At 46.2% G+C, this 26,753-nt stretch carries 28 protein-coding genes and 2 pseudogenes; 28 read left to right on the forward strand and 2 right to left on the reverse strand.

Annotation, left to right across the window (positions count from 1 at the left end):
• The first annotated feature begins 2 nt into the window (after positions 1-2).
• The 18 genes from BN1546_RS22510 (at position 3) to BN1546_RS22595 (ending at position 17,063) form a co-directional block, all read left to right on the forward strand.
• The gene (locus BN1546_RS22510; protein ID WP_013371679.1) at positions 3-731 is read left to right on the forward strand and encodes a demethylmenaquinone methyltransferase; all 729 of its coding nucleotides are present in this window, start codon (positions 3-5) and stop codon (positions 729-731) included.
• Positions 724-1,596 carry a UbiA-like polyprenyltransferase gene (locus BN1546_RS22515; protein ID WP_090738860.1) on the forward strand — a complete coding sequence of 291 codons (873 nt, stop codon included), beginning with the start codon at positions 724-726 and terminating at the stop codon, positions 1,594-1,596. The genes BN1546_RS22510 and BN1546_RS22515 overlap by 8 nt, the downstream gene beginning before the upstream one ends.
• Entirely contained in the window at positions 1,596-2,255 is a 660-nt protein-coding gene (locus tag BN1546_RS22520; RefSeq protein WP_013371677.1) for a UbiX family flavin prenyltransferase, read from the forward strand. The genes BN1546_RS22515 and BN1546_RS22520 overlap by 1 nt, the downstream gene beginning before the upstream one ends.
• Positions 2,212-3,078 (forward strand): menaquinone biosynthetic enzyme MqnA/MqnD family protein, encoded by an 867-nt coding sequence (locus tag BN1546_RS22525; protein ID WP_090738861.1) that lies wholly within the window; start codon positions 2,212-2,214, stop codon positions 3,076-3,078. Before BN1546_RS22520 ends, BN1546_RS22525 begins: the two co-directional genes overlap by 44 nt.
• On the forward strand, positions 3,075-4,049 hold the full coding sequence (locus tag BN1546_RS22530; RefSeq protein WP_090738862.1) for a polyprenyl synthetase family protein: 975 nt from the start codon (positions 3,075-3,077) through the stop codon (positions 4,047-4,049). The genes BN1546_RS22525 and BN1546_RS22530 overlap by 4 nt, the downstream gene beginning before the upstream one ends.
• 110 nt (positions 4,050-4,159) lie before the next feature.
• Positions 4,160-4,603 (forward strand): nucleoside-diphosphate kinase, encoded by a 444-nt coding sequence (gene ndk / locus BN1546_RS22535; RefSeq protein ID WP_025675656.1) that lies wholly within the window; start codon positions 4,160-4,162, stop codon positions 4,601-4,603.
• Between the two features lie 30 nt (positions 4,604-4,633).
• Entirely contained in the window at positions 4,634-5,434 is an 801-nt protein-coding gene (locus BN1546_RS22540; RefSeq protein ID WP_013371673.1) for a CheR family methyltransferase, read from the forward strand.
• Between the two features lie 232 nt (positions 5,435-5,666).
• Positions 5,667-6,836: a chorismate synthase gene (gene aroC, locus BN1546_RS22545; RefSeq protein WP_090738863.1), complete on the forward strand. Its 1,170-nt coding sequence runs from the start codon at positions 5,667-5,669 to the stop codon at positions 6,834-6,836.
• Position 6,837: 1 nt separating this feature from the next.
• On the forward strand, positions 6,838-7,932 hold the full coding sequence (gene aroB / locus BN1546_RS22550; RefSeq protein ID WP_090738864.1) for a 3-dehydroquinate synthase: 1,095 nt from the start codon (positions 6,838-6,840) through the stop codon (positions 7,930-7,932).
• Between the two features lie 2 nt (positions 7,933-7,934).
• Positions 7,935-8,309: a chorismate mutase gene (gene aroH / locus BN1546_RS22555; protein WP_013371670.1), complete on the forward strand. Its 375-nt coding sequence runs from the start codon at positions 7,935-7,937 to the stop codon at positions 8,307-8,309.
• A gap of 385 nt (positions 8,310-8,694) precedes the next feature.
• Positions 8,695-10,245, forward strand: coding sequence for an anthranilate synthase component I (gene trpE / locus BN1546_RS22560; RefSeq protein WP_090738865.1), 1,551 nt, complete (start codon positions 8,695-8,697; stop codon positions 10,243-10,245).
• A 33-nt stretch (positions 10,246-10,278) separates the two neighbouring features.
• Positions 10,279-11,325, forward strand: a complete 1,047-nt coding sequence (gene trpD / locus BN1546_RS22565; RefSeq protein ID WP_090738866.1) for an anthranilate phosphoribosyltransferase — start codon at positions 10,279-10,281, stop codon at positions 11,323-11,325.
• Complete coding sequence (gene trpC, locus BN1546_RS22570) at positions 11,315-12,109, forward strand: indole-3-glycerol phosphate synthase TrpC (protein ID WP_040103483.1); 795 nt, start codon at positions 11,315-11,317, stop codon at positions 12,107-12,109. The genes trpD and trpC overlap by 11 nt, the downstream gene beginning before the upstream one ends.
• Positions 12,106-12,792 (forward strand): phosphoribosylanthranilate isomerase, encoded by a 687-nt coding sequence (locus BN1546_RS22575; protein WP_090738867.1) that lies wholly within the window; start codon positions 12,106-12,108, stop codon positions 12,790-12,792. The genes trpC and BN1546_RS22575 overlap by 4 nt, the downstream gene beginning before the upstream one ends.
• A complete protein-coding gene (gene trpB / locus BN1546_RS22580) occupies positions 12,789-13,985 on the forward strand; it encodes a tryptophan synthase subunit beta (RefSeq protein ID WP_064962985.1) in 1,197 nt (398 codons plus the stop codon). The genes BN1546_RS22575 and trpB overlap by 4 nt, the downstream gene beginning before the upstream one ends.
• Positions 13,982-14,788 (forward strand): tryptophan synthase subunit alpha, encoded by an 807-nt coding sequence (gene trpA / locus BN1546_RS22585; RefSeq protein WP_090738868.1) that lies wholly within the window; start codon positions 13,982-13,984, stop codon positions 14,786-14,788. The genes trpB and trpA overlap by 4 nt, the downstream gene beginning before the upstream one ends.
• Before the next feature lie 56 nt (positions 14,789-14,844).
• Complete coding sequence (gene hisC, locus BN1546_RS22590; protein ID WP_016822198.1) at positions 14,845-15,948, forward strand: histidinol-phosphate transaminase; 1,104 nt, start codon at positions 14,845-14,847, stop codon at positions 15,946-15,948.
• 26 nt (positions 15,949-15,974) lie between these two features.
• Entirely contained in the window at positions 15,975-17,063 is a 1,089-nt protein-coding gene (locus BN1546_RS22595) for a prephenate dehydrogenase (protein ID WP_058711581.1), read from the forward strand.
• A 283-nt stretch (positions 17,064-17,346) separates the two neighbouring features.
• Here BN1546_RS22595 and BN1546_RS22600 read toward each other — a convergent pair whose 3' ends face one another.
• On the reverse strand, positions 17,347-17,961 hold the full coding sequence (locus BN1546_RS22600; RefSeq protein ID WP_090738869.1) for a class I SAM-dependent methyltransferase: 615 nt from the start codon (positions 17,959-17,961) through the stop codon (positions 17,347-17,349).
• Between the two features lie 678 nt (positions 17,962-18,639).
• Here BN1546_RS22600 and BN1546_RS22605 point away from each other — a divergent pair.
• The 9 genes and pseudogenes from BN1546_RS22605 (at position 18,640) to BN1546_RS22645 (ending at position 25,235) form a co-directional block, all read left to right on the forward strand.
• Complete coding sequence (locus BN1546_RS22605; protein WP_013310707.1) at positions 18,640-19,236, forward strand: RNA polymerase sigma factor; 597 nt, start codon at positions 18,640-18,642, stop codon at positions 19,234-19,236.
• Positions 19,233-19,859, forward strand: coding sequence for a hypothetical protein (locus BN1546_RS22610; protein ID WP_013371659.1), 627 nt, complete (start codon positions 19,233-19,235; stop codon positions 19,857-19,859). Before BN1546_RS22605 ends, BN1546_RS22610 begins: the two co-directional genes overlap by 4 nt.
• Before the next feature lie 68 nt (positions 19,860-19,927).
• Positions 19,928-20,512 carry a histidine phosphatase family protein gene (locus BN1546_RS22615; RefSeq protein WP_013371658.1) on the forward strand — a complete coding sequence of 195 codons (585 nt, stop codon included), beginning with the start codon at positions 19,928-19,930 and terminating at the stop codon, positions 20,510-20,512.
• 183 nt (positions 20,513-20,695) lie between these two features.
• Positions 20,696-21,804, forward strand: a pseudogene (locus BN1546_RS22620) (hypothetical protein).
• Positions 21,805-21,858: 54 nt separating this feature from the next.
• Positions 21,859-22,365: a gamma carbonic anhydrase family protein gene (locus tag BN1546_RS22625; protein ID WP_013371656.1), complete on the forward strand. Its 507-nt coding sequence runs from the start codon at positions 21,859-21,861 to the stop codon at positions 22,363-22,365.
• A 22-nt stretch (positions 22,366-22,387) separates the two neighbouring features.
• The gene (locus BN1546_RS22630; protein ID WP_013371655.1) at positions 22,388-22,567 is read left to right on the forward strand and encodes an IDEAL domain-containing protein; all 180 of its coding nucleotides are present in this window, start codon (positions 22,388-22,390) and stop codon (positions 22,565-22,567) included.
• A gap of 175 nt (positions 22,568-22,742) precedes the next feature.
• Positions 22,743-23,393 carry a DUF1405 domain-containing protein gene (locus BN1546_RS22635; protein ID WP_013371654.1) on the forward strand — a complete coding sequence of 217 codons (651 nt, stop codon included), beginning with the start codon at positions 22,743-22,745 and terminating at the stop codon, positions 23,391-23,393.
• A gap of 23 nt (positions 23,394-23,416) precedes the next feature.
• Positions 23,417-24,253, forward strand: a complete 837-nt coding sequence (locus BN1546_RS22640) for a GNAT family N-acetyltransferase (RefSeq protein WP_255305501.1) — start codon at positions 23,417-23,419, stop codon at positions 24,251-24,253.
• 136 nt (positions 24,254-24,389) lie between these two features.
• Positions 24,390-25,235, forward strand: coding sequence for a sporulation protein YpjB (locus tag BN1546_RS22645; RefSeq protein WP_013371652.1), 846 nt, complete (start codon positions 24,390-24,392; stop codon positions 25,233-25,235).
• A 76-nt stretch (positions 25,236-25,311) separates the two neighbouring features.
• Here the strand turns inward: BN1546_RS22645 and BN1546_RS22650 are convergent.
• Positions 25,312-26,180 (reverse strand): annotated as a pseudogene (locus BN1546_RS22650) (YitT family protein).
• Between the two features lie 215 nt (positions 26,181-26,395).
• On the opposite strand from BN1546_RS22650, the gene BN1546_RS22655 reads away from it, so the two are divergent.
• Entirely contained in the window at positions 26,396-26,725 is a 330-nt protein-coding gene (locus tag BN1546_RS22655) for a nucleotide pyrophosphohydrolase (protein WP_007430805.1), read from the forward strand.
• The last annotated feature ends 28 nt before the right edge of the window (positions 26,726-26,753 follow it).

The raw sequence follows: 26,753 nt of genomic DNA on the forward strand, positions 1-26,753 counted from the left end.
TCATGGGATCAAGCGACACCAAGCCGAAAGAGCAATTCGTTCATGGCGTGTTTGAAAGTATAGCCGGTAAATACGATTTGATGAACGATATACTGAGCTTTCGCAGACATAAGGCTTGGCGGAAATTTACAATGAAAAAGATGGACATGCATCGCGGCGATACGGCAATCGATCTTTGTTGTGGGACATGTGACTGGACGCTTGCGATGGCGCGTGCAAGTGAAAGTGGTCACATCGTAGGACTGGATTTTAGCCAGAACATGCTAAATGTTGGCGAGCGAAAGATTACATCAGAATCCCGTGAAAAGCAAATCAAGCTTGTTCAGGGCAACGCGATGGATCTACCTTTTGAAGACAATTCATTTGATTATGCGACGATTGGTTTCGGTCTTCGCAACGTGCCTGATCTGCGCCGCGTGTTGCAGGAAATGCAACGAGTCGTCAAGCCTGGTGGGCAGGTCGTATGTCTGGAGTTGTCCAAACCTACTTGGCAGCCGTTCAAGGGAATTTACTACGCATATTTTCAACACATCTTGCCCATGCTCGGCAAATTGTTCGCCAAACGTTATGAGCAGTACAAATGGCTCCCTGATTCGTTGGCGCTTTTTCCAGGAAGGGATGAACTGGCTGACATCTTTCGTGAAGTCGGATTAAAGGATGTTCAGGCTCATTCTCTCACCGGAGGCATTGCGGCATTGCATATTGGAATCAAGGAGAGTCTGCATGTTTAAGAAAATTGCTATTTTTTTGGAAATGATTAAAATTGAACATACCTTATTTGCGCTCCCATTTGCATTTATGGGGGCTGTATTAGGGTCAGTTGTCGTGACGGACAACCTTCCCTCATGGCCGCAGATCGGTTGGATTTTGTTGGCTATGGTTGGCGCTCGTAGTGCAGCCTTCGGCTTCAATCGTATGATTGACCGTGTAATTGACGGGAAAAATCCGCGTACAGCAGGACGCGCCATCCCGGCAGGGCTGCTCAAATCGAGCGAAGTGATAATTTTCATCATCGTTAGCTTGTTGTTGTTATTCTGGGCCTCATTCAAGTTAAGTCCGCTGGCGTTTAAGCTGTTCCCGCTGGCCTTTTTTATGCTTGTTTTTTACTCTTACACCAAGCGTTTTACTTGGCTGTGCCATATTGTACTCGGTTTGACCATTGGTTTGGCACCACTAGGCGCATGGGTTGCAGTAACGGGACAAATGGATTTGACAGCTATCGTACTTTATCTCACGATTGCATTTTGGACCGCTGGATTTGATGTTATTTATGCTTGTCAGGATATTGATTTTGACCAGAGTGAAGGGGTTTATTCTATTCCTGCCCGTTTTGGTGTAGCAGGTGCTCTGAACATCGCCCGGGTGTTCCATGTCATTACGGCGATCGGATTTATTGTGCTGTTCTTTATTGCAGATTTGAGCTGGTGGTATCTGGCGGGCATGATTATTTCATACATTATTTTATTTTATGAGCACTATATCGTTTCTCCAAAAGATTTGAGCCGTTTGCAGACGGCATTCTTTACGATGAACGGTGTACTTAGCATTGTCGTATTTGCTTTTACACTGATTGATTTGGTGGTGCGTCAATACTAATGAATAATCAGGTGAGCAACCATCAAGGCAAACGAATCGTTATTGGCATTACAGGTGCGAGCGGAAGCATTTATGGTGTACGACTGGTAGAGACACTGCTGGACTTGCAGTATACAGTTCACCTGATTGTTTCTAATGCTGGCTGGCGGGTATTGAAAGAGGAGCTGGGCTGGAATGTGACTGACCGGGAAGGAGCTTTGAATGAACAATTCGGAGACCGTCCCGGTTCTCTTGTATACCATCCCTTTACAGATATTGGAGCTTCTATTGCAAGCGGCTCTTATTTGGTCGATGCCATGATTATCATGCCATGCTCGATGGGGACGTTGTCAGCGGTAGCGCACGGTTCGTCTGATAATCTCATGGCACGTGCAGCAGATGTGATGATGAAGGAGGGTCGTCCGCTGATCCTTGTGCCTCGTGAGACACCATTGCATGCTATTCATCTGGAAAATATGCTTAAGCTTGCGAGACTCGGCGTCAAAATGATTCCGGCCATGCCAGCTTTTTATTTTCATCCAAAGACGCTGGATGATATTGTATTGTTCCTCGTAGGCAAAGTATTAGACAGCTTGCGTATAGAACATCAACTGTTTACGAGATGGGGGGATTCCGATGCCGATACCGGACACCAAGACAATCACAATCGGAAAAATTAAATATACAAACGCTTGGCCTATTTTTCATTACTTTAATCCTTCAGAGCTTCTCCATTCGGCGGAGATGGTTTCCAAAGTTCCGGCTGAATTGAATCGAGGCATGCTGAATGGGAGTTTGGATATGAGTGCGATGTCCTCCTTTGCGTATGCATCAGGTGCTGAGGAAATGCTGTTGTTGCCGGATTTATCCGTCAGTGCAGACGGTCCAGTCCAATCCATTTTACTATTTTCACGCAAGCCGCTAAATGAAATCATTAATGGCACCATTGCACTGACGAATACTTCAGCAACATCGGTGAACTTGTTGAAAATTTTGATGCAAAAGGCATGGGAAGGCCAGCCTACTTACTTTGACTGTGAACCAGATCTTGATTTGATGCTGGAACAGGCAGATGCAGGGCTGCTGATTGGAGATCACGCGATCAAGGCGTCCTGGCGAAGTGAAGGCCTGTATGTAACCGACCTTGGGGAAGAGTGGAAACGCTGGACGGGCTACAGCATGACATTTGCTGTATGGGCAGTTCGACGTGCTGTTGCTGCTCAGAATCCCGCTGTGGTGGCTGAAATTGCGAATGCGTTCCGCGTAAGCAAGCAGCGTAGTCTGTCTGATCTGGCACCTGTTATTTCTGAGGCTTGCAAGGAAATTGGAGGTTCGGAAGATTATTGGGAGCGCTACTTTACGAATCTGTGTTATGATTTTGGAGAGAAGCAACAACAAGGTTTAGAGCTTTATTTTCAGTATGCATATGAACTGGGGCTGCTTGACCGACGAGTGAAGCCGCTTCTCTGGAGTGACAATACGCTGACACGGGTGAAAGAATGAAACGATTGGATTTGTTCGGTTTATTAAAAAAGGATATGAACTTCATAGAAGAAGAGCTGTACCGCAGCATTGACAGTAGGGAGCCGTTGATTAATGATACGTCGCTTCATCTGCTTAAAGCAGGGGGCAAGCGATTGCGTCCCGTGTTTGTATTGCTGGGAGGCAAGTTTGGAGAATATGATCTGGACAAGCTCAAGCGCATAGCGGTACCTCTGGAACTGATTCATTCTGCCTCTCTCGTTCACGACGACGTGATTGACGATGCGGAAATGAGACGCGGCCAACCCACCGTGAAGTCCAAATGGGACAATCGGGTGGCTATGTACACCGGAGACTACATATATGCACGCGCACTATCTATTGCTGCTGGACTGCCGAATCCCGATATTCACCGGGTGCTGTCTAAGGCGTTGGTACAGATGTCGATTGGTGAAATGGAACAAATACGTGATTTTTTTAATGTGGATCAGAGTGTGCGCAATTATTTGCTTCGCATACGGCGCAAAACGGCTTTGTTGATTGCGGTCAGTTGCCAGTTGGGAGCTATGGCTGCTGGAGCAGGGGAAAGAGTCAACTCTCTGTTGTACACCTATGGCTATAACGTAGGTATGGCTTTTCAAATTCAGGATGATTTGCTTGATCTGTGTGGAACAGAAAAAAAGATCGGCAAGCCGCCAGGCAGCGATATGAGACAGGGCAATATTACGCTTCCGGTCATTTATGCGCTTGAACAACCCGAACTGCGGGACGATCTGCTGGCTGAAATCCGGCGGATTCAGGATGGGGACGGGCAGGGAGACGCCCGTAAAGCGGTGGATATGATCAAAAAAAGTGAAGGAATCACTAAAGCTGAAATTCTCGCCGACCGATATATTAATAAAGCGCTGAACGCGCTGGACTTACTACCAGATGTCAAAACAAAAAAGACGCTGCGCGATATTGCTCATTTTGTAACACGCCGCTCCTACTAAAGTTGTATTTTAGGTTTGCTGTGACAAAATACTTTAACCGTTTCCAATCTTTCTGTTACAATACAGATTAGTACTGTATAAATACATTAGATAGGATTGGGAGTGAGCCGATGGATCGTACGTTTTTGATGGTTAAACCGGATGGTGTACAACGCGGACTGATGGGACGTATTGTCAGTCGTTTGGAAGACAAGGGCTTCAAAATGGCGGCTGGCAAGCTTGTGCAGGTATCTAGAGAACAAGCAGAACGGCATTATGCGGAGCATGTGGGCAAGCCTTTTTTTGAAGAGCTTGTAGGCTTTATCACATCAGGTCCTGTATTTGCCATGGTTTGGGAAGGGGATAACATTGTTACGCTTTCCCGCTTGCTGATTGGTAAAACACAAGTAACCGAAGCTCTTCCGGGCACCATTCGTGGAGACTTTGCTGCACATACACCGTTTAACCTCATTCATGGTTCAGATTCACCGGAGAGCGCAGAGCGCGAGATTGCAAATTTTTTCACACCGGAAGAATTAGTTCGGTATGAAAAAACGGTAGCGACCTGGGTGTAAGTTTAATTACGTATGAAGAAGGATGGTAGCATGACAGATCTGGAACTGGGTCAGACGGACCCCGATTACACAGCGTTTATCCGCAAAATCAAGGACAGCACAGGTATTGATCTTGCACAATACAAAGAAGCACAGATGAAAAGGCGGTTAACGACGCTTCGCAACAAAAACGGGTTTCCCAGTTTTGTTTCTTTTTATGATGCCATGATGAAGGAAAAACCTCTATTCTATGAATTTCTGGATCGTATGACGATCAATGTTTCCGAGTTTTGGCGAAATCCCAATCGTTGGGAAGTGCTACGGGATATCATTTTGCCACAGTTGCTTGTGGGAAAGCAGAAGCTTAAGCTGTGGAGTGCGGCCTGCTCGACTGGTGAAGAGCCCTATAGCCTAGCAATGGTTCTCGACGGTAAAGGAATTTTGGGGAATTGCTCCATTACAGCTTCCGATATTGATGATGGCGCATTGGCTAAAGCCAAGGAAGGTAAATATTTGGAGCGTTCGCTCAAGGATGTGCCTGAGCAGGTAGCTAGTAAATATTTTAAACCAGATGGTGCCATGTATCGGATTGATGACCGTTTAAAACAGGCTGTGAAATTTCAAAAGCAAAACTTGCTGCTGGATCGATTTGAGGATGGGTATGATCTCATTATCTGTCGAAATGTTATGATTTATTTTACAGAAGAGGCCAAACATGCGTTATATCAAAAGTTTGCTGCCAGCCTTCGTCCCGGCGGTGTTCTATTTGTCGGCAGTACCGAGCAAATCTTTTCTCCTAACCAATACGGGCTGGAATCGACTGAAACCTTTTTTTATCGCAAAAAAGCATAAGCCTGTACATATCATCCATCGTTTCGTAGGAACTTATTTGTATCCTTAAGTAATGGATGGCTGGCTTATCAACAGTGCACGTCCTTTAGCTCTTCTAGCTGAGGGACGTGTTTTTTTGTTTATCTGCCTCACACGTGGCTTTTCTTGTCAAAGAAAGGTGCGTATACTATAATGAAGCACAGTTAAAGATTTTAGCGATGCACAGTTTAACAGTTTAAAGGGGGAACGCGTCATGAGTTTACGTTATTTAACCGCGGGGGAAACGCATGGTCCCCAGCTAACTGCCATTGTAGAGGGTATGCCGAGTAATTTAAAATTGGATTTTGAGGAATTGAATTTTCAGTTGCACCGTCGTCAGAAAGGATATGGACGGGGGCGGCGTATGCAGATTGAAAAAGATACGGCGAAGATTGCCGGTGGCGTACGTCACGGATATACCACAGGTGCACCAATTGCGCTAGTTGTGGAAAATAACGATTGGAAGCACTGGCAGAATATTATGAATATTGAGCCTATTGAAGGTAGTGATGAAGAGAAGCGTCGGGTTCATCGGCCACGTCCGGGCCATGCGGATTTGAATGGCGGAATGAAATACAACCTGAAGGATCTTCGTAACGTGTTGGAACGCTCCAGTGCACGTGAAACAGCAATTCGTGTGGCATGTGGCGGTTTGGCTCGTCAATTGTTGGCTGAGTTCGGAATCAAGGTGGCAGGTCAGGTTATCCGTATTGGTGAAATCGAAGCTCCTTATCGCGATTTGCCGATTGATGAACTGATTACTGTAACAGAAGCTTCTTCGGTGAGAGTAACCGATCCGGAAACGGAGAAGAAAATGGAAGCATATATTGACCTGATCAAGCAAGAAGGTGACTCCGTCGGTGGGGTAGTGGAATGTATCGTGGAAGGTGTTCCGATTGGTCTAGGCAGTCATGTACAGTATGATCGGAAGCTGGATGCGCGTATCGCACAAGGAGTCATGTCGATCAATGCATTTAAAGGTGTGGAAATCGGCATCGGGTTTGAAGCAGGAGAATTACGCGGTTCACAGGTGCATGATGAGATTCTGTATGATGAGGAACGTGGGTATCACCGTCGTACGAATCGTTTGGGTGGTTTTGAGGGTGGCATGACCAACGGAATGCCCGTGGTGGTTCGTGGCGTAATGAAGCCAATCCCTACACTCTATAAGCCGCTGCAAAGCGTCGACATTGATACGAAGGAAGCGTTCACTGCACAGGTTGAGCGTTCGGATGCATGTGCGGTACCAGCGGCAAGCGTAGTCATGGAGCATGTAGTAGCTTGGGAGATAGCCAAAGCTTTACTAGAGAAATTCGGCGGGGATTCAATTGAAGAAATCCGCGCGAATATTGCATCCTATGAACAACAATTGGAGCAGTACTAAGATGAGTACGCTGACGGTACAGCTTGGCGAACGTTCTTATCCTATTCATATCGGACGTGGATTGTTGCATCAGGCCGGAGAGTCGTTGAAGGAACGAGGAATTGCACAAAAAAGCCCATTATTGGTTGTTTCAGACGAAAATGTAGCGGGATTTTACCTGGCAGCATTGGAGAGCAATCTTCAGGAGTCGGGATACAAAACGGTATCATTTGTCGTTAAACCAGGTGAAACATCCAAGTCGCTTGCTGTATTTGAGCAGGTTATAACAGCAGCCATTGAGGGCGGCCTGGATCGGAATTCAGCCGTTATCGCTCTTGGTGGTGGTGTGGTGGGTGATTTGGCTGGATTTGTGGCGGCATCTTTTATGAGAGGCATTAAGTTCGTACAGGTTCCAACTACAATCCTTGCCCATGACAGCAGCGTGGGCGGTAAGGTCGGCATCAATCATCCTTTGGCAAAAAATATGATAGGAGCCTTCCACCAACCGGAACTCGTACTGTATGACGTAGATACGTTGTCAACATTACCTCCTCGCGAGGTATCTGCGGGACTAGCTGAAATGATCAAGCATGGCTTGATCTGGGATGCCGATTTCGCTCAGTGGTGCCGTGAGCAAGCGACGGATTTGCTCGCACTGGATGCGGCGACACTGGAGTATGGACTGGAAAAGGGATGTTCCATTAAAGCCGAAGTCGTGTCGCGCGATGAACGAGAAAACGATTTGCGCGCTATTCTAAACTTAGGTCATACGATTGGTCATGCGATTGAAGCGATTGCGGGATATGGTGAGTTTTTACACGGGGAAGCCATTTCTATTGGTATGGTCGGCTCCGCACTTCTGGGTGTGAAGCTGGGGGCAGATCCTTCTTTGGTAAACGAAACGAAGGAGATGCTGTCTTCGCTGCGCTTACCGACTTCTCTTCCATCACATCTCGATACAGATCGACTGCTTGAAGCGATGATGCATGACAAAAAGTTCAAGGAAGGCAGCATTACTTTCGTTGTCCCACGCAGTATTGGGCGTGTGGAGGTTGTGAAGGATATTTCCGTCTCTTACATCCGGGAAGTCATTGAACAGTTAAAAGAGGAGGCGTAACGATGTACAATCGTGGAATTCGTGGCGCGACGACCGTGGCGAATAATGAAGCAAACGAAATTTTGGAAGCAACAAGCCAACTGCTGGAGGAAATTGTATCCTACAATGAAATTCAGCCAGACGATATTAGTAATGTATGGATAACGGTGACCCATGACTTGGATGCTGCCTTTCCAGCCATGGCCATCCGTCAGCTTGACGGATGGGATATGGTTCCACTCATGTGTGCATTAGAAATTCCTGTGGCTGGTAGCTTGCCCAAGTGCATCCGTTTAATGGTACAGGTGAATACCGATAAATCTCAGCGTGAAATGAAACATGTATATTTGAACGGAGCACAGATGTTAAGACCGGATCTGGCTTCCCAAGGGAAATAATCGCCCGTTTTTGAAGTTGATGGTTGCCAAAGTAACATTCTATGAGATATAGTGTGTGTAGCAGAGTTGAGTAGAGTAGAGTTAGCCAGAGCAGAGTTGAGATGAGAAGAGTGTAGCCTTAGCCAATTCCATATGAGATTACAGAGACCGGCGGTAGCGGGTAAGCTTTTGTCCATGAAGAGACCTTCTTCTAAAGAGAAGCTTATTTGAGGTAACCTGCGTGGTTATGCAAAGGGATGAGTATATGCTTTTGTCTATTTGCTGTAATCATTTTACATATGGAGCATTCTTATAATTTCAATAACTGACAGCCTCTACCTTACGGGTAGAGGCTTTTTTATTCTCTCCATTGGGTTCTGCGCCAATTTGGAAAGGAAGTGATCTCATGTTAACGCCGCATGTGGAGCAAGTGATAGCGATGGCGAATGAATTTAACCTGATTCCTGTGTACAAAAAAGTGCTGGCTGATATGGAGACGCCGATTCGGATATTCCGTCGGTATGCTGAGCGGGACCGTGCCTTTCTGCTGGAGAGTGTAGAGGGAGGCGAGCAGTGGGCGCGACATTCCTTCATCGGAACAGACCCATTTCTAATGGTCTCAGGTAAAAAAGGTCGATTGATTTTGGAACAACACGGTAAACGGCAAATATTAAGCGACAAGCCGATTGAAGCGCTCAAAGCATTGCTTCGTAAATACCGTAGTCCGAAACTGAAAGAAATGCCTCCGTTTACAGGCGGGGCTATCGGATTTTTTGGATATGACCTTCTTCAATATTACGAAAAGCTGCCGGAGCATTCGGTAGATGATTTGAATATGGATGATATTCGTTTTATGTTCTGTGATCAAGTCATTGTCTTTGATCATGTGAAACAGCAAATTTTGCTGGTTGGCAATGTTCATATAGGTGAAGGGTTCCGCGAGGAGGACATACGTGCTGCTTATGCAGATGTGGAACGCAAGTTGGAGAACACGGCGCACTATCTGCGCAAGCAGTCCCCACCGGAGCGATTAGGATCAGCTTCCATTCCTGATGATGTGGAACTGGGTGAGATTCAATCCAATGTGACGAAGGAACAGTTTATATCAAACGTGGAGCAGGCAAAGGAGTATATCCGCTCAGGTGATATTTTTCAGGTTGTACTGTCCCAGCGTTTTCACATTGATACAGAGGCCTCTCCACTACAGGTATACCGCGTGCTGCGCACGATGAACCCGTCGCCATATATGTATTATTTGAAAATGGATGACGAGATCATCGTAGGCACTTCGCCGGAGGCACTCGTCAAGGTGGAAAACGGCCGCGTAGAGACCCGTCCGATTGCAGGAACGAGACCGCGTGGTGTAACGGAAACAGAAGATGCGGCACTTGCTGAAGAATTGTTGAAGGATGAAAAAGAACGTGCAGAGCATCTGATGCTGGTCGATTTGGGAAGAAATGATCTGGGCCGTGTATCCCAGTTTGGCACCGTGAAATGTGATACGTTCATGGAGATTGAACGCTATTCCCACGTGATGCACATTGTATCGAATGTGTCAGGTGAGCTGCGTGAGGACAAAGATTTCTTCGATGCTTTCCTGTCTTGCCTGCCTGCTGGCACCGTATCAGGAGCTCCAAAGCTACGGGCCATGGAGATTATTGCCGAGCTAGAACGGGAAGCACGCGGAACCTATGCAGGAGCAATAGGATATTTGGGCTTCTCAGGCAATATGGATGCTTGCATTACGATTCGCACAATTGTGTTTAAAAAGAACCGGGCCTATGTCCAGGCAGGGGCTGGAATTGTGTGGGACTCGGTACCGGAAAGCGAGTATCAGGAGACGGTGAACAAAGCAAAGGCACTGCTGAAAGCAATCCGCACGGCGGAAGCGATGTTCCCAGCAACGACACAGCCTTACAACAGCGTCATCAACCAAGATTATTTGTACACTCCGTAACACACAAAATCTGATTCTGAGGAGGAGACGACAATGGAACGACATGACATGATGCAAGTAGGGTTAAGCCGGATCATTGAGGGACAGCATCTTTCGCGTACGGAGGCCCGTAGCGTGATGGAACAGATTATGAGTGGGAGTGCTACACAGGCGCAAATCGGCGGGCTCCTGACGGCTCTTCGCCTCAAGGGAGAGACGGTAGATGAAATCACCGGTTTTGCCGAAGCAATGCGCAATTACGCTAGTCCAGTGCAAGCTGGAGAGGGGAACAGTCGTCTACTGGATACATGCGGCACCGGGGGTTCGGGTATTCACAAGTTTAATATTTCCACGATATCTGCTATTATCGCGGCTTCGGTTTCCGTGCGGGTAGCAAAGCATGGCAACCGTTCTGCAAGTGGCCGTGCCGGAAGCGCTGATGTCCTGGAGGCACTCGGAGTCAACATTCATTTGACAAGTGATCAGGCGCGATCGTGTCTGGACCGCATTGGCATTTGCTTTTTATTCGCACAGCTGTATCATCCGTCTATGAAGCATGCCGCAGCGCCGCGCCGCGAGCTAGGTGTGCGGACAGTATTCAATATGCTCGGTCCATTGACGAATCCGGCTGGTGCGGATCGACAGCTGTTGGGCATTTATGATGCCAGCAAAACGGAAGTGATTGCCGAGGTATTGAACCAGCTCGGCTCCAAACGAGCCATGGTTGTCAGCAGTTTGGATGGACTAGATGAAATTAGTATCTCGGCTGCGACGCGAGTATCCGAGCTCAAGGACGGCAAGGTTCACACGTTCGAGCTTCATCCGTCCGATCTGGGCTTGCAGACACATTCTCTAGATCAGGTGTTAGGCGGCGATGCACAGGTTAACGCAGATATCATACGACGAATTTTGAACGGAGAGCATGGAGCCTATCGTGATGTTGTGCTAGCGAACGCAGGAGCATGTATTTATGTCTCAGGCGCAGCAGCTAGCTTGACAGACGGAGTAGCGCGAGCAGCAGAAGCCATTGACTCCGGACTGGCACTTTCCAAGCTGGATCAATTAATACAGGCAACGGGGGAATATCAATATGTATCTTGATAAAATCGTGGTGACGAAGCGACAAGAAGTGGAGCAGCTGAAGCAGCATTTTCAAATTAATAAAGCCGAACGCTTAATTGCGGATTTACCTGTGACGAGAGGATTCGAAAATGCGCTCGCCAGCGGACGCAACCGTCCGCTCGGGCTGATTGCTGAAGTGAAGAAAGCTTCCCCGTCAAAAGGGTTGATTCGACCTGATTTTCATCCGGTGGATATCGCACGTGCATATGAGGGGGCAGGAGCCGATTGCATTTCTGTACTGACAGATGTGACGTATTTTCAGGGAAGTCCTGAATATTTGCAGCAAATTCGCGATCAGGTGAAAATTCCGCTGCTGCGAAAAGATTTTATCATTGATGAACGGCAAATATATGAAGCTCGTCTGTTAGGAGCAGATGCGGTACTGTTGATTGCGGCTATCTTGGAACCCCATGTATTAGGGTCATTCTTACAAATCGCCAAGGATCTTGGGCTGGATGCATTGGTAGAGGTTCATGACAGTGAGGAACTTAAAACAGTGCTGGATCTTGGGACAGCAACCTTAATTGGTGTGAACAATCGTAATCTTCGGACATTTGAGACCCGTCTCCAGACGACAGAGGAGCTGATCTCACTGATCCCTAAAGGGGTTACATTCATCAGCGAAAGCGGCATTGCAGGACCGGAAGATGTGAAGTATCTGCATTCGGTAGGTGCGCACGGCATTCTGGTAGGGGAGCATTTGATGCGTAAGGAAGATGTAGGACAGGCTGTAGCCGAATTGATGGACGGGGTTAAAGCATGAACAAAACGGGCGTAAAAATTTGTGGACTTCAAAGCGTTGAAGTGCTAAAATCTATGGTAAACTTACCGGTCGATTATATAGGTTTTGTGTTTGCTGACAGCAAGCGCCGGATTGACGGCGCACATGCTGGAGAGTTGCTTCGCGTATTGGATGAATGGACTCCAGGCAGCAGACCTCGTAGCGTGGGCGTATTTGTGAACCCTAGTGACGCACTGTTAAACGATGTGATGGAGAAAGCACCATTGGATGTCATCCAGCTGCATGGACAGGAGAGTCCGCAGCGTTGTCGGGAGCTTAAGGAACGTTTTGGCATACAAGTATTCAAGGCCTGGTCTGTGGATAGCCAAGGGCAGACCGTGAAGGGGAAGATCGAATACCGAGCGGACGAATTGGAGGCTTATGTCGGAACGATCGATGCTTTACTGCTGGATACATACGATCCCCTGTATGGTGGCGGTTCTGGAAAAACGTTTGCGTGGGATCGGATTCCTGCCTATCAGGCTTGGACTCATCAACATGGAATTCCTTTGTTTGTAGCCGGGGGGCTGACTGCCGATAACGCAGAAAAGCTGATTAACGAGTATCATCCCGAAGGGCTGGATGTGTCCAGCGGTGTAGAGACGAACGGAGTCAAGGACATTGCAAAAATCACAGCATTCGTAGAAAGGGTGAAGCAGGCATGACACAATTACCTGATAACAACGGACGTTTTGGAACTTTTGGCGGACGTTATGTACCGGAAACGTTGATGAACGCACTGATTGAATTGGAGGAATCCTACCGAAAGTATGCGGATGATCCTGAATTTAAAGCAGAGTTGAACGGACTTCTAAAAGACTATTCGGGTCGGGAAACGCCGCTTTATCATGCGGAGCGACTGAGTCAACATCTGGGCGGGGCTAAAATTTACTTGAAGCGCGAAGATTTAAACCATACTGGCGCCCATAAAATTAATAATGCATTGGCCCAGGGATTGCTGGCGAAGCGTATGGGTAAGCAGAAGGTTATTGCCGAAACAGGTGCTGGACAGCATGGTGTTGCGACGGCTACTGTGGCTGCATTGCTCGGATTGGAATGCAAGGTGTTTATGGGGGAAGAGGATACAGTTCGTCAGCAGTTGAATGTATTTCGGATGCAGCTTTTGGGTGCAGAAGTGATTCCGGTGACATCCGGTACGCGTACATTGAAGGATGCCGGGAATGAAGCTTTGCGTTATTGGGTGAGCCACGTCCATGATACGTTCTATATTTTGGGTTCGGCTGTCGGCCCACATCCGTATCCGATGATGGTGCGGGACTTCCAACGTGTGATAGGCGATGAAACACGCCGTCAGATCTTGGAGAAGGAAGGTAGACTTCCGGATGTAGTCGTGGCAGCGATCGGTGGTGGAAGCAATGCTATCGGCATGTTTTATCCTTTTATAGAGGATCAGGGTGTCGCTTTGATTGGCGTGGAGGCTGCTGGAAAAGGCATCGAGACGGAATTCCATGCAGCTACCATGAGCAAGGGAACACAAGGGGTCTTCCAAGGCTCTATGAGTTATCTGCTTCAGGATGAGTACGGACAAGTGCAGCCTGCGCATTCCATCTCGGCTGGACTGGATTATCCAGGTGTTGGACCGGAGCATTCATACCTAAAAGATATTGAGCGGGCCAAATATGTTCCGATTACCGATCAGGAAGCACTAGATGCACTTCAGCTCCTTTGCCGTACCGAAGGAATACTTCCTGCATTAGAGTCGGCGCATGCCGTTGCACAGGTCGCCAAGCTGGCACCTACATTGACCGCAGATGATATTATCGTTATTTGTTTGTCTGGGCGCGGGGATAAAGATGTGGACTCCATCATCAAGTATTTAGGGGGAAATCCGTCATGAATTTAATTGATCAGGCGTTTGAACGCCTTAAAAATGAAGGCAAAACGGCATTAATTCCTTTTCTGACGGTAGGCGACCCGGACGTAGATACTACGATAGAGATCATTCGGCAGTTAGAGTCGGCCGGAGCCGATATATTGGAACTAGGCGTACCTTATTCGGATCCGTTGGCTGACGGTCCTGTGATTCAGCGTGCGTCTGAACGTGCATTGAAACGGCAAATTTCGATCCGCACCTGTATGGAGACCGCGTCTCTGGCTAGAGCGGCAGGTTCAAACCTGCCTTTTATTCTGTTCACATATTATAATCCTGTATTGCAGATGGGAATGGATGCTTTCTTTGCTGGCTTGCAGGAGCACGGTATCAGTGGTCTTATTATTCCGGATCTTCCACTTGAAGAAGCAGAAGAGTTGGGAGGACGTGCAGCAGAGGTGGGTGTGCATCTGATCCCGCTGGTAGCCCCAACGTCTGAACAGCGTATCGAACGAATTGCCCGTCAGGCCCGTGGATTTGTATACTGTGTATCTTCGCTGGGTGTAACCGGAGAAAGAGCTTCTTTTTTTGAAGGTATAGAGGGCTTTATCGCGCAGGTCAAACGGCATACCAGTGTTCCGGTGGCGATAGGCTTTGGTATTTCAAATCGTGAGCAGGTTGTCCGGTTTTCAGACATTTGCGATGGAGTTGTGGTTGGCAGTGCCATTGTGCGCCAGGTGGAGGAAGCCATTCCATTGCTGGAGGATTCTGCATGCAGAGAAGAAGGGCTTTTGCAAATTCGTGATTTTGTGGCACAATTAAAGCAGTAATAGGGTCAAAATAGAAATTTTAAATATAGTTCTGATTGGATAGAGGAGGTAGGGGCATGCAACCTAAACCGCATATTGTACATTTGCCAGTATATCAGCCCGGTAAACCGATTGAGGATGTGAAACGTGAGCTGGGACTCGATGAAGTAATCAAGCTCGCCTCAAACGAGAATCCGTATGGCAGTTCTCCTAAAGTGTTGCAGGCCATTCAGCAGGAGTTTGCTAACATCAGTGTGTATCCTGACGGAAGTGCAGTTGCTCTGACACAAGCACTAGCTAAACGGACGGGTTTAAAAGAAGAACAGTTTATCTATGGCTGTGGCTCTGACGAAATTATTGCGTTGATTACGCGTGCATTTCTCCTTCCAGGGGAAGAAAGCATCATGGCTGATCAGACATTTTCCGTATATAAAAGTAACGTGGAAATTGAGGGAGCAGTTGCAGTTGAGGTGCCTTTGCGTGACGGTGTACATGATTTGGATGCCATGCTATCTCATATCAATGACCGTACAAAAATTATTTGGATCTGTAATCCAAATAACCCAACAGGAACGATTGTACCCGAAGCCGAGTTGATAGCGTTTCTGAACCAAGTACCCAAGCATATCATGGTGGTGCTGGATGAAGCCTACGCTGAGTTTGTAATAGATCGTTCGTATCCAGACGGCATTCGCTTGTTGTCAGCTTATGAAAATTTGGTTGTACTACGTACCTTCTCCAAAATCTATGGTCTGGCTTCGCTACGTATCGGATATGGTATGGGGGCCGAGTCAACCATTCGCTTGATCAATCAGGTTCGGGAGCCATTTAATACCTCACGGGTAGCGCAGGCTGCGGCCATTGCTGCCTTGGAAGATCAGGAATTTGTTCAGGAATGCCGAGATCGTAATGCAGAGGGTAGAGCTTATTTGCAAAATGAGTTGAAACGTCTGGGGCTGGAGTCTTTCCCGGCACATGGTAATTTTATTATGCTGGATGTACGTCGTCCATCCGGTGAGGTATTTCAGGAGTTGCTTCGTAAAGGTGTGATCATTCGCGCAGGTCATCACAAATATCCGACTTATATTAGGGTGTCGGTTGGATCACAGCCGCAAAATGAGTTGTTTATTCGCGCGCTGGAACAGGTCCTAGGGGCGGAAGCGGCGAAAGTACGCCTATAATTTCCGCAGATGGGATTTGATATTAGATGAAGATTGCTATTTTCGGCGTGGGACTGATTGGCGGGTCCCTCGCACTTTGTTTTAAAGGGAAACCGGATATTACGGTAGTCGGCCACGCTCATCTCCCTGAACTGATGGAACCGATGTTAAGCCGTGGTGTCGTAGACACTGCGACTCTTTCGGTTGAAGAGGCGGCAAAGGATGCCGATTTTATTTTTTTATGTGTCCCGGTTGGTTTACTGGAGCATTATCTCGAGTTGTTAAGTCAGCTACCGCTTAAAGCGGGTTGTATTATTACCGACGTAGGCAGCACGAAATCGGCGATTGCCAAAAAAGCATCAGAAATTTCTTTGCGCAACGCTTATTTTATCGGGGGTCATCCGATGGCCGGATCGGAGCGTTCCGGTGTCAAGGCCGCTTCTGCGTTGTTGTTTGAAAACGCATATTATGTACTTTCCCCTGCAGAGGGTGTGCCTGAGGAAGCATACAGCTCGCTGGAGCATTTGTTGAAATATACAGGTGCTCATGTTGTGCGTGTTCAACCTGATATGCATGATGATATTGTCGGTGCGATTAGTCATCTTCCGCATATTATTGCAGCAGCGCTGGTGAATCAGGTGCGAAAGCACAATGATGAAAATCCGTTGTACCGTACATTGGCTGCTGGTGGATTTCGTGATATTACACGGATAGCCTCTAGTGATCCGGTTGTGTGGCGGGACATTTTGCTGAGTAATCGTGATGTTTTACTGGGTCTGTTGGAAGAGTGGAATGGGCAGATTGAGCGTTTTACTCACTTGCTGAGAACACAAGACGGAGAGGGAATTGCTGACGAATTTTTGACAGCTGGGCATTTCCGTAGTGAACTGCCAGAGCGTCGTAAAGGAGTTATTGTCTCTACGTTTGATCTGTATATTGATGTACCGGATACCCCAGGGATTATCGGAAGAATTGCAATGGAACTGGGAAATCACAGCATTAATCTGAGCAATATGCGAATCATTGAAAGCCGGGAGGATGTTCCTGGCATCATGCGGCTTTCCTTTCGTCAAGAGCAGGATTGGGAACGTGCCAAAAGCTTGCTGGATTCGATGGGCTATAAAGTGGTGGTGTGAAGGGTGAAGTGGAATGAGTATTCGTTAAAGAGATACTCCGCTCCGGGATTCATTTGATCTTACGATCGCTGTTGCCTGCGGATTTTCTGATTATATGTTCAAAGGTGAAAATCCGTAGGCAAAGGCGAACGCTACGCTTCTCCAGATTCAAATGAACCTCTACGCTACAGCCGCCATAAAAGGACCACACTTTCTGGGAGTGAGTAGTAAGAAAAGATCTAAAGCGGGCGAAGTTTCTCTTCGCTCGCTTATTTGTTACTTGAAGAGGTGGTGAAGCTACGCCTTATTTTGTAATTACTATCTTTCTATACATACCGTTGAACATTATAGGTGCATCCTCTTTGATCCGCAGTTTTGTTTTTTGGGTTTCAAAGAGTTCTTCAAAATTCAACCCTATATCGGTTCCTAACACCTTAATAACGGGCCTTATCGTTTTTTTGAATAATGAGGGCTTTTTTCCTTTAGGAGAAAACTTATCGAAAATAATAATTTCCCCGTCTTTTTTCAAAACCCGCACCATCTCATCGAAGCATTTATTTGCGTTAGGTACTACTGAGAGAATTAAACTTCCTACTACTATATCAAATTGCTCATCCATAAAATTCATTTGTTGAGCATCCATTTCTAAGAATTTTATGGAGGTGTTAATAAATTTCTCTTTTGCTTTGTTAAGCATTTCAGATGAATAATCTATGGCAGTAATGTCCAGCCCGTAGTGATTTATTAATTCTAAATCTGCTCCAGTTCCTACACCTACAAAAAGTATTTTTTGCTCGCTATTAAATGACTTTTCTTGAAATATGATCTTCCTAGAATTGAGGAAGCTGCCTGAATTGAAAAACTTATCATAAATTGGAGACCAAATCTTATATACAGCCTTGTTCCACTTATTATTCATTACCTGCCCCCTACCTATTGAAAAAATTTATTATATAATAATGTGTTTCAATAGGATAATCAAATAATTAGTAAATTATTGATGTATTTTATCAACCCACATATGGGTAGGTGAGTAAGGTAAAGAGGAGTATTGGAAAACAAAAAAAGACCACCCGGGTAAAGCCCCGGGTGGTAGCTACTTTCAGTAAAGTAGCTGAGTAGGATAGGAGTGGAGAGAAACCATACTGTACTTTTATTATATGTATACGTTTTCATTTTGTCAATATTTTTTTAAAGCGTTTTCTTTTTTGTGTAATTATCCTTATTGGTGCTTTATATGGAGCACTTTCATTGGGTTTGTCATTTATCTTGAATAAACTTAAAATCCATTGAAAAGCTGTTTAAATGAATTAGCTGCCAGCGTTAGGGAGCCTTTGATGGAAATCGTGGGGATTTTGGACTTTTTTACTGGCGGCCATTTTGTGGTACAATGGGTAAGTCCATTTTGGATATTGAATATTGTTGGGGATAGCACCGTTAATGTTGGCACTACATAGGGTAAGAAAATAACAAATGTTCCATGATGCTGTTTCATCCATTTGCGCAGAGGGCGCAACTTTTTTTGACCTGTTCGGTATATATAGACAGAATCGAACGGGAAAACAGCACATGTATGGGCGAGGAGGGTCTCACTCGGATGATGACAGATTCCCAGATGATTCAGGAAATCAAACAAGGTAATGTCGAGGTTTATTCAGAATTAATGAGGCGACACCAACGTAAAATTTTAGCTTTTGTTTATCATATGCTGAAAAGTTCGAACCTGGAAATGATTGCTGAAGACTTATGCTCGGAGACGTTTTATAAAGCGTATCGGAGCCTGCATTCTTTTCGCGAGGTAGATGCATCGTTCTCCACTTGGCTATATACAATTGCACGCAATACGGTGCTAAGCGAGCTTCGCAAGCACCGTAGTGGTCAGGTTCCATTGGAAGAGAGCGGTTATGTACCGGTAGCTCCATCGGATGTGATTCCGGAGCAGGCTGTTCTTCGCGGTGAGAAGGTAGAGATGGTTCGTGAAGCAATCAACAGATTGCCTGAGAAGCAGCGATCTGCGCTGATTTTGCGTGAATATGAGCAATTAGATTATCAGGAGATTGCGACTATTTTAGGACAGACGGTCAGTGCGGTGAAGTCATTGCTTTTCCGGGCAAGAACCAGTGTGAAGACGCAGTTGGAGCCTTATTTTTTTGAGCCTCTCTATGAGGAAAACGAAGGGATGAGCAGCCAATGAAATCCAGGGACGCTGAGGATTTGTTCGCTACAGGCAAAAATGTATCGAAACAAGACTCGGAGCGCAGACGGGCCAAAAGCTCGTCTGCCGGGTGGGAGCATGGTTCGGAAGAGAATGATTGGAATTTGTCAAAAGAAAGTCGATCAGCTATTCGTGATATTTCCTTTGAAATAACAGATGATAAGCTAGAGGCAATGAATCGTAGAGTCATGGATCGAATTTATGAAGAATCACCGTGGCTTGTTCCGGGCGAGCATCGACGTGCGCGAGTGAACCCAGCAGCCCGTAAGTATATGTCTGTATGGATCGCCGGCTTCTTGGCCGTATTCTTGTGCAGCTTTTTATTTTTGAACTGGAATGGAAGCTCCTCTCAGGAAAATCCCCCCCAAGCGGCTCCTGTCATGGACACGGGTATTTTACCGACAGGCCTGCTGGAAACTACAAGTACATCTCCACAGTATCAATACCACATTAAAGATGTGAACAGTGGCATTATGGATCCGCTGGTTGCAAGCATTGTTCCTACTTACCCGCAATACTGGATGTTGCTGTCTGTATTGGCACTTGCGCTTGCTTTATTTTCTCTGGGCTGGATCCATCGGACGAGAAGAGTTAGAAATTAGTTGGCAGATGGGCTCCATATAAAATTCATTATAATGCCTGAATAACACAACAGCGGGGGACTAACACAATGCTTATTGGCTTGATCAGACATGGATTGACGGATTGGAATGCGGTAGGTAAAATCCAGGGCCACAGTGATATTCCGTTGAATGAGGAAGGGCGTCGGCAGGCACGCTTGCTGGCAGAACGATTGAAGGAAGAGCCTTATCATTGGGACGGGCTTATTACAAGTAGCCTCTCCAGAGCGAAAGAAACGGGGGATATTATTGCCTCTGCTCTGCATTTGCCGTTGCTGGAACCTGATGATCGACTAAGAGAGCGTGCTTATGGTCAGGTCGAGGGGATGACGCAGGCCGAACGCGAAGAAAAGTGGGGAGTTGACTGGCATCTGCTGGATTTGGGGCAGGAGAGCGATGCAGATCTTCAGCTTCGCGCGCTAGCTTTTATGGAGGCTCTTTGGACGGAAAATCGGGACAAGAATCTGCTGGTCGTTTCCCACGGCGGTTTTTTGGCTAATTTGTATAAGGCTCTGTATCAGGAAAAATTCACGGAACGTATTGGCAATTTGTCACTAAGTGTACTCCAGCGTGAGGATGCGGACTGGGAACCGCTTTTGTATAATTGTACAAAGCATTTGCAAGAGAAAAAGTAACTGCAACTTAAATATTTTGTGAAAGACCACGGCTTCTATTCATCATAGAGTCGTGGTCTTTTTGTTTTTTAATTATACCTTTGCCAAAAAAGAGGTTTAGAGTCTGAAGATTCCGTCAAAGCTGTGGGTACAACAGGTAAGAATCATTTCCGGATGACAGTCCAGTGACGAGGCGATGGAACAATGAATCTGGCGGATATGCTGACATTTGCGGATATTGTGCATTTGAACAGAATCGCAGTGTATTACGATTGTGACTGCAAACCTAATTCCAAGCATGAGTTGATCCAAGGGATTTTGACAAAGCTCGGTAGTAGTAGTTTCTTTGAGACGCAGGTCAAGGAGCTGAGGTTGTCAGAGGTAAGGTTTTTGAACGCGCTATTGTTCGATGACCGACCTTATTTCAGTATGGAGGAATTGATTGCGATTGCCAAACAGTCGGTTGAGAATGACGGAGATGCTGGTGAGCGACCACGAGATATTGTGACCCGTCTGCGTTCTAGCGGCTGGTTGTTCAACGGTTCGACGCACAATACGAGGTATTTGTACCAAATTCCGTCGGATATGAAAGAGCGCTTCCGGCGTGTTATGGTATATGACTTTCAAAACGGGATGACTAGGGTAAGCGAACCGTCGTCGTACCGGGATGAAGGTCATCTACTGGCGGAGGATTTACGGCTTTTCCTTCAATATATGAAACAACATGAGGTTCTGCTTAATCCTGAGGGAGCTTGGTACCGTCGCAATCAGCAGCAGCTAATGGAGCATTTGCACATTGCGGAGCCGTTGTTGGGTAAAGGAGGATGGCGTTTTGGCTATGGTTCCTCTTTTAAATTTTATCCGGATCGAATGGCATTACTGTACGATTACGCCCGTCACTCCAAGTATATTGAGGAGAAGGGAGACCGGGTTGAGCTGACCGCAAAAGGGGAGGCACAACAGGAACTTGCAATTGAGGATGAAATGATACAGCTATTCAGGTTTTGGTTAAGATTGTATAAAGGAGCCGTACCCAATCTGATTTCACTAGTCTATTGGATTGGAGAATGTGCCAGGCCATGGACATCCTCGGAGTCGCTTTTTGTGCATATTGGTCCACTGATCCGACCGTTTTACTATGATACCCCCCGTTCGGTCTTTGATCAGAGGATTATACGAATGATGCTTCACTTGGGTATGCTTCGACAAGGTGAGCATTCAACAGGACCTTCTGTACAAATGACGGCCTGGGGCAGAAGTTGGCGGGAGAGTGCCGCCTTGGGCGAAACGACTCGGGTATACGGCTCCATTGACAAGCAGTACACATGTTGATAGAATTTCACCCAAAATATGAGAGGGTGAAGTTGATGCTCATTCGCTACAACGGAAACATGCCACAGCTCCATTCATCTGTCTATGTGGCAGAAGGAGCAAAAGTTGTCGGAAAAGTAACGATCGGCCAAGAGTCCTCCGTATGGTTTAATGCCGTACTGCGCGGGGATATGGCGCCTATCATCATCGGTGAACGCTGCAATATTCAGGACGGCGTCGTGGGACATGTGAACACGGATCAGCCCCTGCTGCTGGCGAATGATGTTTCGGTAGGACATGCTGCCATTATCCACGGTTGTACGATAGGCAAAGGCACTTTAATTGGTATGGGGGCCATTGTACTCAACGGAGCGGAGCTTGGTGAATATGCTTTAATAGGAGCAGGGTCGGTCGTTACGGAAAATACCAAAATACCACCCTATACTCTTTCTATCGGTACACCTGCCAAAGTGGTGCGCGAATTGACAGATGCAGATTTGCAGCGGATGTCACGAACGACACTCAGCTATGTGGCGAAAGGAAAAGAATATAGGATCTCTTAAACTCATGTTGGAGGTGCATCCTATGGATAAAATGAAGGTTACTTATGAGGTAATGTTGGGCCTGTCTGCTGAAATGGTTTTGGACGAGGCATTACGTAAACACCGGAGTGAAAAACTTTACAAGGATATTGATGAGGCGTTAGCCTCCGGAGATGAAGTAGCTTTTCGTCATCTTACGGATGAGCTGAAAGCAATGAGTTAGAACGCTTTTGGTAAGCTTAAGTTGGTCATAAATGGCCAAGCGCCAGTTTGAGATTATATCATCAAACCTGACCCGTAACGGCGGTCAGGTTTTTTTGATACGCTTGGATATGATATAGTCTTTGTAAGATAGTGCCTGTGCAAGGTATCTGTCGTATGAACGGAGGATGAAGGGCGTGTCGTTATCTTATTTGTGGAGCCGGTCGTTCTTGACGAGCCGGCCCTTTTTGTGGCTGCTGTTCTGGTGTAATTTAGTTGGAACGGTGTATGGGTACATATGGTATGGAGGACAGCTGGAATATACACTGAATTATCACCCGATGTGGCAGATTGTATTTGTGCCTGATAGTCCGACAGCCAGCCTATTTTTTACAATTTCCATAGCATTTTTGCTCTATCCTCCGCATCTCAAAAGCTTGAAGGTTATTCGCCAGATTATGGAAGCGTTGGCTGTCGTCACGAGTGTAAAGTACGGCATTTGGGCTTCGGCTATTATTTTGTGGGGAGTTGCGCAGGGGGGAACTATGGTATGGCAGGATTGGATGCTGATAGCATCTCACACGGCAATGGCGGTCGAAGCCTTACTGTTTGTACGTTTTTTTACCTGCAAATGGATTGCTTTATGCTTAGCCGCACTTTGGACCTTGTTAAATGATACGATGGATTATACCTTTGGCATATACCCTTATCTTCCCAGGACGCTAACGGATGATGTAACGCAAGTGCGTACTTTTACCTACATGCTGACCCTTGTTAGTATTGTAGTGGCATGGCTTGCCATGCTGGCGCGTAATCGAAAGGTAGCGTCTCATCGTGATATAGCTTGAGTCTTTTGAATGGAGAAATAGAGATGCATATAGTTATAAATCAAAAGGAATATGCATTCCAAAAGGGCATCCGTGATGATCACAAAATAAAAACAAGTTTTAATGAATTAGCAAAACAGAGTTTTGGCTTTGATTTTGAAGCCTGGTTTCAATTGGGGGATTGGGAGGATAGATATATTCCTTATGTCCTTTTGGATGAGGATTGTGTTGTGGCCAATGTATCTGTAAGTCTAATGGATTTTGATGTATCAGGCGAGAAGAAAAAATATATTCAGATCGGGACTGTAATGACGGTTACAAACTACAGGAATCAAGGTTTGAGTCGGTTTTTAGTAGAGCAAGCGCTGAAAGATTGGCATGGCAATTGCGATGGTATCTATCTGTTTGGAAATGATAGTGTGAGGGATTTTTATCCTAAATTCGGCTTCGCTTCGGCACCCGAGTATCAATATAGCCGGAAGGCACCTAACAGCTTGGACATAAGGATCGAGAAATTGAATACAGAAGAAATGTCGGATTTGCAGTTGTTGAAGATGAAGAGTGCTGACTTCAATCCGTATTCACTTTTTTCTGCGGAAAACAATGAGTGGTTGGTTTTATTTTATAGTACCTTATTTTTTAAAGACAAGTTCTGGCACATACCTCAATACGATACGATTGTTGTTGCAGATTTCGAAGGGGATACGATGAATTGTTACGATATTTTTGGAGCGGGCGACATTTCTTTAGATGAAATTTCTAGGGGCAGTCATGAAAAAAGATACGAAAAAGGTTGTTTTTGGCTTTACACCAAAAGAACAGGACGGCTGCGAAATGTCTGTGCTGAAGCAGGAAGATACTACGCTGTTTTATATGACTAAGCATCCCAACAGATGTAATGAAAATCCACTTGTGTTTCCTATTTTGTTCAGAGCATAGCCGGTTTCTAACGTTTCACCTAAAGCCAGTTCTAGTCCCGTTAACCTTGCCATACAGTAAGGTGAGGAGGGATGTCCCATGATTAGGGGTCGGGGGGTTCGTATTACGTTACGTGTGGTTTTGAGTATTGTGTTATCCATGGTCCTGCTGCTGTCCGTCTACGTCCCTCCAGGTATGGCAGAAGCGCGCGATCAGTCAAAACCCGAAGGTAATACCAAGGAAATTGAAGAACTGGATCATGCAGCTGCGACACTGTACCGTGACGTAATGGACGGAAATATTGAAAAAGCACGCGCGGATGTAGCCGAGGTGAGCAGATGGTTCAGCACTGGACAGGTGCAGGCAGCGCTATCTGTAGAGGCCATTCATGCTCTATCCGGCAGCATTCTGGAGGTGCAGCAAGCTACACAGTCGGTTCAAGCATCACCGGATGAATGGGTGAAGGCAGCTGCGAATTTACGGCTTGCGACAGATGCGCTTGCGCACCCGCGCCAGCCCTTATGGCAGCAGTATTATAAGATTTTAAGAGAAGATGTTAGCGGCTTGAATAACCAGTTTGCTAAAGGGAACATGAAGGGATTCAAAGCTGGTACCGAAGTGCTGGAAGACCACTATGAAACGATTCGTACAGCAGCATTGATCCATGGCAGAACAACCGAGGTCGTGCGGACTGATTCCTGGATTTCCTACGTCAAAGGATTGGGAGATCAGCAAAATGCAGATGCATCAGCGATTAGAGGAGCATTGGACCAAGGCAACCCGACGTTTAATGCCTTGTTTGGACGTGAGAAAGACGCTACCGCACTAGCGCCATTTATCCCGCGTGAAAGTGAGCGCCGGGCTGAATGGGCCATCGGCATGATTGTTCTGCTGGCGCTGGCTTACGCAGGTTATCGTAAATATCGGGCTGGTTTCATTGGGTAACGATGAAAGTTTGAACATTCGCATCGTTGGCTGTGGATCCATCCATATATGTCAGCCCATTGCCCGGATTACCGGGCTATTCCTCTTTGAACCCTTCGCCATGCACATCATGCACATCCTGAATGATAATAAACGCCCGTGGATCAACTGATTTAACAATTTGATGCAGTCGCCGTATTTCCTGACGGGACACGACACAATAGGCAACATGCTTGGCCTGTTTGGAAAATGCACCTACAGCCGGAATAATCGTAACTCCGCGATCCATGTCCCTGGTAATAATATCTGCAATGTCCATCGTGTGGTCGCTGATAATCATAAAAGCTCTGGCGGAATAAGCCCCCTCTTGTATAAAATCAATAATCTTGGACGCAATGAACACAGCGACTAATGTATATAGAATTTTTTCTTTGGGTATGTAAAGTAGTGAAGCGCCGATAATGACAATGTCAATGACCAGCATAATCCTTCCCATACTCCAGCCAAACTTCCTGTTTAAAATACGAGCGATAATATCCGAGCCGCCAGTAGTGCCGCCAAAGCGGAACACAATACCTAACCCGGCCCCCAGCGTAACCCCCGCATATAATGAAGAAAGTATAAAATCGTGTTCAGTCTGAAACGTCCCCATCCATCCGAAATGAATCATTTTTTCAAACAACCACAGAAAGAATGTGAGCGACCCAATACCGACCCCCGTATATATAATCTGCTTGCCCCAAGCATTTTCCATCCAATTAAAAATAATGGAATGTTCAGAAACAAAGTGGAGAGAGAAGGTGAAATCGAAAAAGCATAATTTAACAGCAGGGTGATCCCTGTAATACCGCCTTCCATCAGTTTACTGGGTATAATAAAATAAAGCAGACCGAATGCATAGATGGCGGTGCCGAATACGATGGGTAAAATCAATTTAAGCTGTTCCATGGACTTGGATATTTTCATAAGATCCCTCACAGTAGCAGTTTAAGGATGAGCGACTGAATGCAAATTTTTGCTAAATCGCAGGCCCTTATGTTTAGTATACCTTTTTGCGGCAGCTTTAAAAGACAGATGACTGTAAGTTGGCATCGTAAGTTCACAATTAAAAAAAATTTGTTTTAAAATGTGCTTTACGATAACATATGAATAAACCTGCACATGGGGGGATTGCGTGTTTCATGGAAAAATCGTTAGATGAAATTCAACGTGAGGTAGACCAGTATATCTCTCAATTTAAAGAAGGGTATTTCAGCCCTCTGGCCATGTTGGCCCGGATGTCCGAGGAAGTCGGTGAACTGGCAAGGGAGGTCAATCACTCCTTTGGTGAGAAGCCGAAAAAAACGGATGAGGCGGACAATTCCATTGAGCTGGAGCTGGGGGACATCTTGTTCATCACAGTTTGCTTTGCGAACTCATTAGGTATCAATTTGACCGAGGCACATGATAAGGTTATGCATAAATTTAACACGCGTGATGCGAATCGCTGGACCAAAAAGGACACCGATTAGGCATTTTGTACATATGCTGTACCAAACC

The organism is Paenibacillus sp. Mc5Re-14 (genome assembly GCF_001049835.1).
GTDB lineage: Bacteria > Bacillota > Bacilli > Paenibacillales > Paenibacillaceae > Paenibacillus > Paenibacillus polymyxa_C.

Bases quoted from the DNA above. Each gene is read 5' to 3' on its own strand.
- BN1546_RS22510 (WP_013371679.1), top strand. From the start codon at position 3: ATGGGATCAAGCGACACCAAGCCGAAAGAGCAATTCGTTCATGGCGTG.
- BN1546_RS22515 (WP_090738860.1), top strand. From the start codon at position 724: ATGTTTAAGAAAATTGCTATTTTTTTGGAAATGATTAAAATTGAACAT.
- BN1546_RS22520 (WP_013371677.1), top strand. From the start codon at position 1,596: ATGAATAATCAGGTGAGCAACCATCAAGGCAAACGAATCGTTATTGGC.
- BN1546_RS22525 (WP_090738861.1), top strand. From the start codon at position 2,212: ATGCCGATACCGGACACCAAGACAATCACAATCGGAAAAATTAAATAT.
- BN1546_RS22530 (WP_090738862.1), top strand. From the start codon at position 3,075: ATGAAACGATTGGATTTGTTCGGTTTATTAAAAAAGGATATGAACTTC.
- ndk (WP_025675656.1), top strand. From the start codon at position 4,160: ATGGATCGTACGTTTTTGATGGTTAAACCGGATGGTGTACAACGCGGA.
- BN1546_RS22540 (WP_013371673.1), top strand. From the start codon at position 4,634: ATGACAGATCTGGAACTGGGTCAGACGGACCCCGATTACACAGCGTTT.
- aroC (WP_090738863.1), top strand. From the start codon at position 5,667: ATGAGTTTACGTTATTTAACCGCGGGGGAAACGCATGGTCCCCAGCTA.
- aroB (WP_090738864.1), top strand. From the start codon at position 6,838: ATGAGTACGCTGACGGTACAGCTTGGCGAACGTTCTTATCCTATTCAT.
- aroH (WP_013371670.1), top strand. From the start codon at position 7,935: ATGTACAATCGTGGAATTCGTGGCGCGACGACCGTGGCGAATAATGAA.
- trpE (WP_090738865.1), top strand. From the start codon at position 8,695: ATGTTAACGCCGCATGTGGAGCAAGTGATAGCGATGGCGAATGAATTT.
- trpD (WP_090738866.1), top strand. From the start codon at position 10,279: ATGGAACGACATGACATGATGCAAGTAGGGTTAAGCCGGATCATTGAG.
- trpC (WP_040103483.1), top strand. From the start codon at position 11,315: ATGTATCTTGATAAAATCGTGGTGACGAAGCGACAAGAAGTGGAGCAG.
- BN1546_RS22575 (WP_090738867.1), top strand. From the start codon at position 12,106: ATGAACAAAACGGGCGTAAAAATTTGTGGACTTCAAAGCGTTGAAGTG.
- trpB (WP_064962985.1), top strand. From the start codon at position 12,789: ATGACACAATTACCTGATAACAACGGACGTTTTGGAACTTTTGGCGGA.
- trpA (WP_090738868.1), top strand. From the start codon at position 13,982: ATGAATTTAATTGATCAGGCGTTTGAACGCCTTAAAAATGAAGGCAAA.
- hisC (WP_016822198.1), top strand. From the start codon at position 14,845: ATGCAACCTAAACCGCATATTGTACATTTGCCAGTATATCAGCCCGGT.
- BN1546_RS22595 (WP_058711581.1), top strand. From the start codon at position 15,975: ATGAAGATTGCTATTTTCGGCGTGGGACTGATTGGCGGGTCCCTCGCA.
- BN1546_RS22600 (WP_090738869.1), bottom strand. From the start codon at position 17,961: ATGAATAATAAGTGGAACAAGGCTGTATATAAGATTTGGTCTCCAATT.
- BN1546_RS22605 (WP_013310707.1), top strand. From the start codon at position 18,640: ATGATGACAGATTCCCAGATGATTCAGGAAATCAAACAAGGTAATGTC.
- BN1546_RS22610 (WP_013371659.1), top strand. From the start codon at position 19,233: ATGAAATCCAGGGACGCTGAGGATTTGTTCGCTACAGGCAAAAATGTA.
- BN1546_RS22615 (WP_013371658.1), top strand. From the start codon at position 19,928: ATGCTTATTGGCTTGATCAGACATGGATTGACGGATTGGAATGCGGTA.
- BN1546_RS22625 (WP_013371656.1), top strand. From the start codon at position 21,859: ATGCTCATTCGCTACAACGGAAACATGCCACAGCTCCATTCATCTGTC.
- BN1546_RS22630 (WP_013371655.1), top strand. From the start codon at position 22,388: ATGGATAAAATGAAGGTTACTTATGAGGTAATGTTGGGCCTGTCTGCT.
- BN1546_RS22640 (WP_255305501.1), top strand. From the start codon at position 23,417: ATGCATATAGTTATAAATCAAAAGGAATATGCATTCCAAAAGGGCATC.
- BN1546_RS22645 (WP_013371652.1), top strand. From the start codon at position 24,390: ATGATTAGGGGTCGGGGGGTTCGTATTACGTTACGTGTGGTTTTGAGT.
- BN1546_RS22655 (WP_007430805.1), top strand. From the start codon at position 26,396: ATGGAAAAATCGTTAGATGAAATTCAACGTGAGGTAGACCAGTATATC.